The organism is Nocardioides sp. BGA-UO-ETr-FS32 (assembly GCF_059567905.1).
Window position 1 is genome coordinate 686,077 of sequence record NZ_JCAQOX010000013.1, and the last position, 10,878, is coordinate 696,954.

Here is a 10,878-nt window from a genome sequence, read left to right on the forward strand (position 1 = left end):
GATCGCGCCGTACGACGAGGAGGCGGGCGACACCTGTGGGCGAGGAAGCGGAGCCGCGGGGCACCACCACACTCGACGGCTTCCGGGTCCTGTGGGTCGGCGTCAAGCGCGAGCCCAAGGTGTTCACGGTCGCGACGCTCGGCGCCGTCCTGTTCGGCGTGCTCACCGTGGCCGACGCCTGGGTGCTCGGCTGGTCCACCGAGCACGTCCTGATCCCGGCCTTCGACAACGGCGAGATCGGCACCGACATGCTGGTCTGGGTCTTCGCGCTCTTCATGGCCGTCGCCATCCTGCGCGCGGTCGGCATCGTCGCCCGGCGCCTCGGCGGCGGCATCATGTACTACCGGATGCAGTCCCACACCCGGCGGGCAGTGACGCGGCAATACCTCTCCCTGCCGATGGAGTGGCACCAGCGCCACCCGACCGGCCAGCTGCTCTCCAACGCCTACTCAGACGTGGAGGCCGCGTGGTCGCCGATCATGCCGCTGCCGATGGCGCTCGGCACCGTCGTGATGATGGTCATCGCCGTCGTCCAGATGTTCGTCGCCGACACCGTCCTGGCGCTGGTCGGGCTGCTGGTCTTCCCGGCCGTCGTCGTCGCCAACCTGCTCTACCAGCACTACTCCTCGCCCCTGATGACCCGCGCCCAGGGCCTGCGCGCCGAGGTCAGCGAGATCGCCCACGAGTCCTTCGACGGCGCCATGGTCGTCAAGACCCTCGGCCGCGAGGTCGAGGAGACCGACCGGTTCGGTGCCAAGGCCCGCGAGCTGCGCGACGTCAACATCCGGGCCGGTCGCATCCGCGCCGTCTTCGACCCGGCCCTGGCCAGCCTCCCGGGCCTGGGCGTCCTCGTCGTGCTGGCGGTCGGTGTCTCGCGCGTCACCAGCGGTGCGACAGACGCGGGCGACGTGGTCACCGTGGCCTACCTCCTCACGATCGTCTCCTTCCCGATCCGCGCCATCGGCTGGCTGCTGGGGGAGTTCCCGCGCTCGGTGGTGGGCTACCGCCGTGCCCGGGCCGTGCTCGACGCGCAGGGATCGATGGAGTGGGGAGACGCCGAGCTGCCCCGCACCGACGAGGGCGCCCTGCTCGAGGTCGAGGACCTCCACTACTCCTACGACGCCGACGCGCCGCTCCTGCGCGGCGTCGACTTCGACGTACGCCCCGGGCGCACCGTCGCACTCGTCGGCGCGACCGCGTCGGGCAAGAGCACCCTGACCAGCCTCCTGACCCGCCTGGTCGATCCCGACTCCGGCACGGTCCGCATCGACGGTCGCGACGTGACCCAGCTGCGCAAGGGCCAGCTCTCGAGGAGCGTCTCGCTGGTCCCGCAGACCGCCTTCATGTTCGACGACACCGTGCGCGACAACGTCACGCTGGGGGCCGACGTCTCCGACGAGGAGGTGTGGGCGGCTCTGCGCACCGCCCAGGCCGACGGCTTCGTCGCGGCCCTGCCCGGCGGCCTCGACTCGCTGCTCGGCGAGCGCGGCACGTCCCTCTCCGGCGGCCAGCGGCAGCGGCTCTCCCTGGCCCGCGCGCTGGTCCGGCGGCCCCGGCTGCTCATCCTCGACGACGCCACGTCCGCCGTGGACCCCGAGGTCGAGGCCCGCATCCTGGCCTCGCTGCGCGACGACGTCGACGGGTCCGCCGCATCGCTGGTGGTCGTGGCCTACCGCAAGGCCACGATCTCCCTGGCCGACGAGGTGGTGCACCTCGACGAGGGCCGGATCGTGGGTCGCGGCACCCACGCCGAGCTGCTGGCCACCAGCCCCGCCTACGCCCAGCTCGTCAACGCCTACGAGGTCGACGCAGCGGCTCCGGTCGCCGAGGCAGAGGGGACGAACCGATGAACCCACCCCACGACGTTCTCGTCCTCCTCCGCTTCGCTCCTCCGTCCGACAACGCCGCAGGGACCCCGAGATGAGCACGACCGCACCCACCTCCGGCACCAAGATGGACTCCGGCGAGCAGATCGGCGCCTGGGCGACCATCCGGCTCGGCATGAAGTACTCCCCGGAGCTCCGCGACGGCCTCGGCTGGACCCTGGTCCTGGCGGTCATCGCCTCGTGCGGGCAGATCGTGGTGCCGATCGCGGTCCAGCAGACCCTCGACAAGGGCCTCAACGGCCCCGGCGGCCCGCGCTTCGACTACGTCGCCTGGATGGGCGTGCTGGCCGCCCTCGCCATCGTGGTCACCAGCGTCGCGTCCTACGCCATGACGAGCCGGCTCTTCACCACCTCCGAGCACGGTCTCGCCACGCTGCGCACCAAGGCCTTCCGCCACGTCCACGACCTGCCGCTGCTCACCCAGAACACCGAGCGTCGCGGAGCCCTGGTCTCCCGCGTCACCTCCGACGTCGACCAGGTGAGCCAGTTCCTGGTGTTCGGTGGCCTGATCTTCGTGGTGAGCATCGGGCAGATGCTGGTCGCGACCGTGCTGATGCTGGTCTACAGCTGGGAGCTCGCCCTGGTCGTCTGGCTCTGCTTCGCCCCGCTCTTCCTGTCGATCCGCTGGTTCCAGAAGAAGCTCTCGGCCGCCTACACCGTCGTACGCCAGCAGGTCGGCGTGCTGCTGGGCGCCATCTCCGAGCCCGTGGTCGGCGCCGCCGTGGTCCGCACCTACGGCGTCGAGGACCGCACCCAGCACCGCATCGACACCGCGATCTCCAACTGGCAGAACGCCTACACCCACGCGCAGACCTACACCGTCACGTCGTTCTCGCTCGGCGGCCTCTCGGCCGGCCTGGCCAACGCCGGCGTCATCATCGTCGGCATCCTCCTCGGCTTCACCTCCGACATGACCCCGGGCCGGGTGCTGGCCTTCGCGTTCCTCGTCACGCTGTTCGTCGGCCCCGTGCAGATGGGCACCCAGATCCTCACCGACGCCCAGAACGCCATCGCGAGCTGGCGGCGCGTCCTCGGCATCCTCGAGACGCCTGCCGACCTGATCGACCCCGGCCCCGAGGGCGAGGCGCTGCCCCGCGGCCCCATCGACGTGCGCTTCGACCGCGTCACCTTCGCCTACCCCGCCGGCCCCCCCGTGCTGCGCGACATCGACCTCACCATCGAGGCCGGCACCCGGGTCGCGATCGTCGGCGAGACCGGGTCGGGCAAGTCGACCTTCGCCAAGCTGCTCACCCGCCTGATGGACCCGACCGAGGGGTCGGTGCTGCTCGACGGCATCGACGTACGCCACATCGACTCTCGCTCACTGCGGCGCAGCGTCGTGCTGGTGCCGCAGGAGGGGTTCCTCTTCGACGACACGATCGCGGCCAACGTGCGCTACGGCAAGCTCGACGCCACCGAGGACGAGATCCGCGCCTCGGCGGTCGAGCTCGGCGTCGACGACTGGCTGGCCGGCCTCCCGCGCGGCCTGCACACCCAGGTCGGCCAGCGCGGCGAGTCGCTCTCGGCCGGTGAGCGCCAGCTCGTCGCGCTGCTGCGCGCCCACCTCGCCGACCCGGACCTGCTGGTGCTCGACGAGGCGACGAGCGCGGTCGACCCGGCGCTCGAGATGCAGATCGGTCGCGCGCTCGAGCGGCTCATGCAGTCGCGCACGTCGGTGACCATCGCCCACCGGCTCTCGACGGCGGAGGGCGCCGACGAGGTGATCGTCGTCGACAAGGGCCGGGTCGTGCAGCGCGGCCCGCACCACGAGCTGGTCGGGCAGGTGGGCACCGTCTACGCCGGCCTCCACGCGAGCTGGATCGCCCAGCACTCACGCGCCTGAGGCGGTGCCGACCCGACGGTCAGGAGGCGAGGAGCCGGCTGATCAGCAGGTCGGCGTCGAAGGCGTCCGACTCGGCGCCGGGAGCGACCACTGCGGCGGTGCGGGCGATGAAGTCGCTGACGTCGCCGGTGCGGGCCATCAGCACCAGGTGACCGTCGGGGGAGCTGAGCTCGATGGCGACCATGGCGCGGCCGCTCAGGCCGACGGCGGGGGAGACGTGCACGTCGCCGTCGCCGGCGGGGGCCTCGGTGCCGCGGATGAGCAGGTCCCGCCCGAAGGTCCACACGAGGTCGCCGTCGGACGTCACGAACGTCATCGCGACCGCGAACGGGTCGGAGCTGGCGTAGCTGAGGACGGTGTCGATCTCGTGGCGGATCCCGCGGTCGTCCATGCACTCGACGGTGATGTCCAATGCCACGTCGGACAGGGTGTGCCCGCTTCCGGACAGATTCATCGAGAGCTCCTTCTCATCGCCCGGGGTGGTGGGTCCCCGAGTTGCGTTGCTCATGAGACGGCATCGGGTGCCGCGCGTGATGCGGAACGGCAAAAATTCCCCCGAACCGGTCCAGACCGGATCTTGAGGCCGACTCATGTCGATCTTGACGGTAACCCGGGGTTTCGCAGGTCGTGAACTCGGCGGTGGGAAGTCGCTGGTGTGGCCCGATAGGTTCTTTCCATGACGGGGGCAGCAAAGCGCATCGGTCTCGAGATCCTGGGGTGGACCCTGCTGCTCCTCGGGGTGGCCGCGATCTTCCTTCCCGGCCCCGGCCTGCTCGGGATCTTCGCCGGCCTCGCGCTCCTCTCCCAGCAGTACGACTGGGCGGAGAAGCGGGTCGAGCCCGTACGGCTGCGCGCCATGCTCGGCGCCGCCGAGGGCGTCGAGACCTGGCCGCGCGTCATCGCCTCGGTCCTCGGTGCCGTGGTCCTGGCCGCGTGCGGTGTGCTGTGGATCATCAAGCCGCCCGCCCCCGAGTGGTGGCCCGTCTCGGACACGTGGTGGCTGCCCGGAGGCATCTGGACGGGCATCACCCAGGTCGCGTCGGCGTTCATCGCCGTCGGCCTCATCATCTACAGCTACCGCCGCTTCCACGGCCACCCCGAGAAGGCCGAGGAGCTGCGCCGCGAGATCAAGGGCGACCGCTCCTCCGAGGACCGCCCCGGGGTCGGCGCCGATTCCTGACCCGATTCCGGTTCGGGCCCGACCATGGGATACCGTTCTGCCGAGCTCGGGCGATTGGCGCAGTGGTAGCGCGCTTCGTTCACACCGAAGAGGTCACTGGTTCGAACCCAGTATCGCCCACCGAGATCATGCAGGTGAGAGGCCGGTTTCCCAGCGGGAGCCGGCCTCTTGTGCGATCCGACCGGCACCGACTGCCGGGCCCGCGTAACGCCGGCCACCACGTCGCGTTGATCCGGTAGCCGCCCGACACCCGCGGGCGCCTCGAAAGGAACGACGTTGCGCCGACTCTCGCCCCTCGCTCTCGCCCCACTCCTGACGAGCGCGTCGCTGGGCGCCCCGGCGACCGTCTCGACGGCTCCGGGCCAGGCCAGCCCGGCCGACGACTACGTCGGCCCCTACTTCGACGCGGCTTCCTTCCCGCGCAGGAAGGGCGACACCGGCCTCGTCCGGTGACCCAGGCTGGGCGGTGGGCCGTTCCGTGGGGCCGGCCCACCGTCCGCATCGGCAGGCGCACGCCGTCACGTGACCTGCCGGCCACTGGTCCGTTGAGGGTGCATGCGGCGAGGACAGCCGCCCACACCCCCGGAGGATCCCCATGCGACGTCACCACCTCTGGCAGCGACAGGCGATTGCCGCGGCGCTGTCCGTGCTGGCGCTCGGCGCCGCCGCGCTCAGCGTCCCCTCTCCGGCCCAGGGCACCGCAGTCACGGTCACGGACGTGTTCGCGCCCAGGCTGGTCACCGTCGACACCCCGACGCGGGCGGACAAGGCCCGTCTCCAGGGGCTGGGCCTCGACCTGACCGAGCACGCCGGTCACGACTACGTCGAGGTCGTGCTGCACACGGTGGCCGACCTCGAGGCCCTCCGCGCCGCCGGCTTCACGTGGGACGTACGCATCCCCGACCTGCTCGAGCGCGAGGCGGAGATCAACCGCCTCGACGACCTCTTCGCCGCCACCCGGCTGCGCACCGCGCTGCCGTCCGGCCGCGACGCCTACCGCAGCCTGGCCGACTACAACGCCGAGATGAAGGCCATGGCCGAGGCCAACCCCGGCCTGGTCAAGCTGCTGACGCTGCCCGAGAAGACGCTGGACGGCCGGACCGTCCACGGCGTCGAGATCGCGAAGGACGTCGCCGCCCGTGACGGCCGGCCCACCTTCGCCATGTTCGGGGTGCACCACGCCCGCGAGTGGCCCTCGGGCGAGCACGCCATGGAGTTCGCCGTCGACCTGGTCAAGGGTGCCCGCGCCGGCGACCCGCGGATCAGCGGCTTGCTCGAACGCGGCCGGATGGTCGTCGTCCCGGTGGTCAACCCCGACGGCTTCCACCTGTCCTTCACCGACGGCCAGCTCATCGACCTGCGGGAGGTGGACGGCGGCGGCACCGCGACGATCCTCGGGACGCCGGGCAACGCCTACAAGCGCAAGAACTGCCGCGTCGTCGACGGGCAGGACACGCCTGACGGCACCTGCGCCGCCCTCAGCCTCACCAGCCCGGGCGGCTACCTCGTCGGCACCGACCTCAACCGCAACTACGGCGGGCTGTGGGGCGGTCCCGGCGCCTCCGACCTCTTCGCGGACCCGACCTACCGCGGCGCCGAGCCGTTCTCCGAGCCGGAGACGCGCAACGTGCGCGAGCTCATCTCCACCCGTCAGGTCACGATGATGATCTCCAACCACACCTTCTCCAACCTGGTGCTGCGGCCCAACGGCGTGAACCCCACCACGATCGGTCCCGACGGGCTGCCGGTGGGCGACGCCCCCGACGAGGAGGCCATGAAGGAGGTCGGCGCGCGGATGACCGCGCAGAACGGGTACGCCAACATCCACGGCTGGGAGCTCTACGACACCACCGGCACCACGGAGGACTGGTCCTACAACGCGACCGGCGGCTACGGCTACACCTTCGAGATCGGGCCCAACGAGTTCCACCCGCCGTTCTCCCAGGTGGTCGACGAGTACCTCGGTGCCGGGGCTTACGCCGGCAAGGGCAACCGCGAGGCCTACCTCGTGGCCTTCGAGGAGGCGGTCAGCCGAGCCAGCCACGCCGTGATCTCCGGCAAGGCTCCGACCGGCGCCACGCTGCGGCTGCGCAAGCAGTTCTCGACCCCGACGTGGAGCCCGGAGAACGACTTCACCGACTCCCTCGAGAGCACGATGGTGACGAGCGGCAAGACCTTCAGCTGGGACGTCAACCAGTCGACCCGTCCGGCGGTGCAGGCGCGGCTCGTCAAGCTCCTCGCCGAGGAGCCGACCCGCAGCGAGACCTGGAGCGGCACCGCCGCCCCCGCCTCGTCGGTGGACCACGAGCTCGTCGTGACCGAGACCGACCAGGAGATCCTGCAGGTCGTCCTCGACTGGCCGACGCCGGATGACCTGGACCTCGAGGTCTACCGCAAGAACGCGGACGGCTCGCTCACCCAGGTCGGCAGCTCGGGCAACTTCGTCGGGGAGAAGGAGAAGGCGACGATCAGTGCGCCCACCCCCGGCACGTACGTCCTCCGCGTCATCAACTTCGCCTCCGTCAGCCCGACCTACACGCTGACCGCCGCCCTCTACGACGCCACCGAGCAGACGACGGCGCCACTCGTCGAGGCATGGACGCTGACGTGCGAGAAGGACGGCCAGGTCCTGCAGGCCGTGCCGGTCGTCGTCGAGCGCAGCCAGCAGGTCAGCGTCGACCTCAAGGAGTGCAGCCGCCTCTGGAACCGTTGAGCGCCTGCCGCTGACGTCAGCGGCTCGCCGGCCGTGCCGCCGGGGGCAGCTCGCCCTCGTCGGCAGCCGGCGCCGCGGCCGGGTCGGCGGGGAGCTGGGCCACCTGCTCGCGGCACCACACCGACACCGGTCGGGTGCCGTCCAGCACGCCGCGGCGGAACTCCTCCCACGGCTCCCACCGGGTCGCGCCCACCTCGTCGGGATCGGGGCGTACGTTGCCGTCCGCCGTGCCGACGAAGACCGGGCACATCTCGTTCTCGACGACCCCGTCCTGCTCGGCGCGGTAGCGGAACCGCGGCAGCACCAGCCGCAGGTTGGTCACGGTGGTGCCCAGCTCCTGCTCCACCCGGCGGCGCACGGCGTCGGCCAGCGCCTCGCCGGGACCCGGGTGGCCGCAGCAGCTGTTGGTCCACACGCCGGGGAAGGTCCGCTTGTGGAGGGCCCGCTGGGTGACGAGCACGTTGCCGGCGCCATCGAAGAGGTAGCAGGAGAAGGCGAGGTGGAGCGGTGTGTCGGCGTGGTGGACCCCGGCCTTGTCGGCCGTGCCAGCGGCACTGCCGTCCTCGTCGAGCAGCACCACCAGCTCGGCTGGTGAGGGATCGGTCGGGCGGGTGACGGTCATGCGGGCCTCCCCACGGGTCGGGCGAGCTGGTTGACGGCGGTGTCGAAGACCCACGGCAGCCGGGCTGCGGCGGGGACGAGCCTGCGACGCACGGGCCCGACCGCGGTGGCGCGCAGGAGCGCGTGGGTGAGGAGCTCGTGGCGCAGCCCGAGCCGGCGCGCGAGTCGGTCGTAGCGGTCGGCACGACCGGCGACGAGGCACTCGACGGCGACGCGTGCCTGCGCCAGCCCGAGCGCGAGACCCTCGCCGGTCAGCGCGTCCACGTAGCCACCGGCGTCCCCGACGAGCAGCACCCGGCCGGCCGACCGCGACCGGGCACGCTGGCGCAGCGGTCCGGCGCCCATCACCCGGGTGCGGGGGCCGGTCAGCCGCTCCTGCAGCAGCGGGAAGTCGTCGAGGAGGTCCTCGAAGCGCGAGCCGGCCTCGGCCAGCACCGCCAGGCCGACGAGGTCGTCGTCGACCGGGGTCACGTAGGCCTCGGCGCGCCGCGACCAGTGCACCTCGACGTACGACGTCCACGGCGCCTGCTGCACGTGGCAGCGCAGCCCGAAGCGGCGCCGTCCGGTGACCGGGGCGTCGAGCCCCACGAGGCGCCGGACGGGGGAGTGCAACCCGTCGGCGGCGACGAGGTGGCGCGCCGGCTCGCCGTCGACGAGCAGGTGGTCCCCGGCGTCCACGACGGCGGCGACGGGCCGGGGGTCGATGGGGATGCCGGCGACGTCGACCTGCTCGGCGAGCGCCTCGTGGAGCACGGTGCGGCGTACGCCCCGCCCCGGGCCGCGCGCGAAGCGGGCCGTCGCCTCGCGCCCGCCGTCGGAGCCGTCGAGGTAGCGGATCCCGGCCAGGTCGCGGCCCCTCGGGTGCACGCCGAGCGCGGCCAGCTCGGCCACGGCCCCTGGCATCAGGCCCTCACCACAGGCCTTGTCGATCGGGCCGGTCCGCGGCTCGCGCACCACGACCGACAGGCCCGCGTGGTGGGCGTGCAGCGCCGCGGCGAGGCCGACCGGGCCGCCGCCGGCCACCACCAGGTCAGGCACGCCGTCACGCACCGGCGGGCTCCTCGGCCGGCAGTGTGGCCAGCGCCGCGTCCTCCACCCGGATGCGTACGACGAGCAGCGCGGCGTTGAGGAGGGTGAACACCAGCGCGGTGATCCAGGCGGCGTGCACCAGGGGGAGCGCGACGCCCTCGACCACGACCGCGACGTAGTTGGGGTGGCGCAGGAGGCGGTAGGGCCCTGATCGGACGGGTGGCATGCCGGGCACCACGATCACGCGGGTGTTCCAGCGCCGCCCGAGCGTGGCGATGCACCACCAGCGCAGCGCCTGCGAGGCGACGACGAGCGCGAGCATCGACCAGGCGAGCAGGGAGGGCACCTGCGGCTGCCGGATCCACGCCTCGGCGAGTGCGCCGACCAGCAGCGCGGTGTGGAGCACGACCATGAAGGGGAAGTGGCCCAGGCCCTGCTCGACGCCGCCGCGCTCCATGCTCCAGCGCGCGTTGCGGGTCGACACCACGAGCTCGGCGACCCGCTCGAGCCCGACGAGCGCGACGAGGACGGTGAACGCCACCAGCCCAGTCACGACGCCGCCCGCAGCAGCACGAGCTCGGAGCAGAAGCCCGGCCCCATCGCCATCAGCACCCCGTGGCTGCCCGGCACCGGTGGCCGCTCGCGCAGCGTGTCCTCCAGGACGTGCAGCACCGACACCGAGGAGAGGTTGCCGACCCGGGCGAGCGACTCCCAGGTCAGCCGGACCGCCTCCCGCGGCACCTCCAGGGCCTCCTCGAGGGCCTCGATGACCTTGGGGCCGCCGGGGTGGCAGACCCACCAGCCGATGTCGGCGCGGGTCAGGCCGTGGTCGGCGAGGAACGCGTCGACGTCGCCGCGCACGTAGCGGCCCACCAGCGTCGGCACCTCGGCGTCGAGCACGATGCGCAGGCCGTTGCCCGTCACGTCGAAGCCCATCGTGCGCTCGCTGTCGGGGTAGAGCCGACTGCGCGAGTCGAGCACCTCGATGGGTCCGGGTCGCCCGGACGAACCGGTCGCGACGACGGCCGCCGCGCCGTCGCCGAACAGCCCGCTCGCCACCAGGTTGGGCACCGACGCGTCGTCGCGCTGCACCGTCAGCGAGCACAGCTCGACCGCGACCAGCACCGCCGTGTGCCCGGGGTGGCCGAGGAGGTAGTCGTGCACCCGGGCGATGCCGGCGGCACCGGCGACGCAGCCGAGCCCGACGAGCGGCATGCGGCGTACGTCCTCCCGCAGGCCGACCTGGGCGGCGATCCGGGCGTCGAGGGACGGCACGGCCAGGCCGGTCACCGTGGCGGTGACCACCAGGTCCACGTCGGAGGGAGTGAGGTCGGCGGCCTTGAGGGCGTCGACGAGCGCACGCGACCCCAGCTCGACGGCGTGCTCGATGAACAGGTCGTTGGCCTGCCCGAAGTCGCCCAGGCCGGCGTAGTCCGCCAGCGGCAGGACGGTGTGGCGTCGCTCGACGCCCGCGTTGGCGTGGAAGCGGCGCAGCATCGACCGGTCGAGGCTGCGCTCGGAGATGAACTCCGCGAAGGCCTCGGTGATCTCGGCCTGGGGGTAGGAGTGCGACGGCAGTGCGCCTCGCACGGCGAGGATCCTCATG

General features: G+C 72.3%; 10 protein-coding genes and 1 tRNA gene. 6 read left to right on the forward strand and 5 right to left on the reverse strand.

The window, feature by feature from the left end:
• The first annotated feature begins 35 nt into the window (after positions 1 to 35).
• Positions 36 to 1,850 carry an ABC transporter ATP-binding protein gene (locus AC57BS_RS08500; RefSeq protein WP_496410992.1) on the forward strand — a complete coding sequence of 605 codons (1,815 nt, stop codon included), beginning with the start codon at positions 36 to 38 and terminating at the stop codon, positions 1,848 to 1,850.
• 70 nt (positions 1,851 to 1,920) lie between these two features.
• The gene (locus AC57BS_RS08505; RefSeq protein ID WP_496410993.1) at positions 1,921 to 3,729 is read left to right on the forward strand and encodes an ABC transporter ATP-binding protein; all 1,809 of its coding nucleotides are present in this window, start codon (positions 1,921 to 1,923) and stop codon (positions 3,727 to 3,729) included.
• Positions 3,730 to 3,748: 19 nt separating this feature from the next.
• Here the strand turns inward: AC57BS_RS08505 and AC57BS_RS08510 are convergent, their stop codons facing one another.
• Entirely contained in the window at positions 3,749 to 4,183 is a 435-nt protein-coding gene (locus AC57BS_RS08510; RefSeq protein ID WP_496410994.1) for an SsgA family sporulation/cell division regulator, read from the reverse strand.
• A 222-nt stretch (positions 4,184 to 4,405) separates the two neighbouring features.
• On the opposite strand from AC57BS_RS08510, the gene AC57BS_RS08515 reads away from it, so the two are divergent.
• The 4 genes from AC57BS_RS08515 to AC57BS_RS08530 all read left to right on the forward strand — a co-directional run bounded on the left by AC57BS_RS08515 (position 4,406) and on the right by AC57BS_RS08530 (position 7,622).
• Complete coding sequence (locus tag AC57BS_RS08515; RefSeq protein WP_496410995.1) at positions 4,406 to 4,909, forward strand: PGPGW domain-containing protein; 504 nt, start codon at positions 4,406 to 4,408, stop codon at positions 4,907 to 4,909.
• Positions 4,910 to 4,957: 48 nt separating this feature from the next.
• A tRNA-Val gene (locus AC57BS_RS08520) sits at positions 4,958 to 5,029 on the forward strand.
• A 156-nt stretch (positions 5,030 to 5,185) separates the two neighbouring features.
• A complete protein-coding gene (locus AC57BS_RS08525; RefSeq protein ID WP_496410996.1) occupies positions 5,186 to 5,362 on the forward strand; it encodes a hypothetical protein in 177 nt (58 codons plus the stop codon).
• Between the two features lie 142 nt (positions 5,363 to 5,504).
• Positions 5,505 to 7,622, forward strand: a complete 2,118-nt coding sequence (locus AC57BS_RS08530; protein WP_496410997.1) for a M14 family metallopeptidase — start codon at positions 5,505 to 5,507, stop codon at positions 7,620 to 7,622.
• A 16-nt stretch (positions 7,623 to 7,638) separates the two neighbouring features.
• On the opposite strand, the gene idi is transcribed toward AC57BS_RS08530, so the two are convergent.
• Genes idi through AC57BS_RS08550 form a run of 4 tightly spaced genes read right to left on the reverse strand, consistent with a single transcriptional unit; the run spans position 7,639 to position 10,877 of the window.
• Complete coding sequence (gene idi / locus AC57BS_RS08535; protein ID WP_496410998.1) at positions 7,639 to 8,244, reverse strand: isopentenyl-diphosphate Delta-isomerase; 606 nt, start codon at positions 8,242 to 8,244, stop codon at positions 7,639 to 7,641.
• The gene (locus tag AC57BS_RS08540) at positions 8,241 to 9,293 is read right to left on the reverse strand and encodes an NAD(P)/FAD-dependent oxidoreductase (RefSeq protein ID WP_496410999.1); all 1,053 of its coding nucleotides are present in this window, start codon (positions 9,291 to 9,293) and stop codon (positions 8,241 to 8,243) included. Before AC57BS_RS08540 ends, idi begins: the two co-directional genes overlap by 4 nt.
• The gene (locus AC57BS_RS08545; RefSeq protein WP_496411000.1) at positions 9,286 to 9,813 is read right to left on the reverse strand and encodes an isoprenylcysteine carboxyl methyltransferase family protein; all 528 of its coding nucleotides are present in this window, start codon (positions 9,811 to 9,813) and stop codon (positions 9,286 to 9,288) included. The genes AC57BS_RS08540 and AC57BS_RS08545 overlap by 8 nt, the downstream gene beginning before the upstream one ends.
• 8 nt (positions 9,814 to 9,821) lie before the next feature.
• Positions 9,822 to 10,877 (reverse strand): type III polyketide synthase, encoded by a 1,056-nt coding sequence (locus AC57BS_RS08550; RefSeq protein ID WP_496411001.1) that lies wholly within the window; start codon positions 10,875 to 10,877, stop codon positions 9,822 to 9,824.
• Position 10,878: the final 1 nt, after the last annotated feature.

Excerpts from the sequence above, each read along its gene's own strand:
- AC57BS_RS08505 (WP_496410993.1), top strand. The coding sequence starts at position 1,921 with ATGAGCACGACCGCACCCACCTCCGGCACCAAGATGGACTCCGGCGAG.
- AC57BS_RS08510 (WP_496410994.1), bottom strand. The coding sequence starts at position 4,183 with ATGAATCTGTCCGGAAGCGGGCACACCCTGTCCGACGTGGCATTGGAC.
- AC57BS_RS08515 (WP_496410995.1), top strand. The coding sequence starts at position 4,406 with ATGACGGGGGCAGCAAAGCGCATCGGTCTCGAGATCCTGGGGTGGACC.
- AC57BS_RS08530 (WP_496410997.1), top strand. The coding sequence starts at position 5,505 with ATGCGACGTCACCACCTCTGGCAGCGACAGGCGATTGCCGCGGCGCTG.
- idi (WP_496410998.1), bottom strand. The coding sequence starts at position 8,244 with ATGACCGTCACCCGCCCGACCGATCCCTCACCAGCCGAGCTGGTGGTG.
- AC57BS_RS08550 (WP_496411001.1), bottom strand. The coding sequence starts at position 10,877 with ATGAGGATCCTCGCCGTGCGAGGCGCACTGCCGTCGCACTCCTACCCC.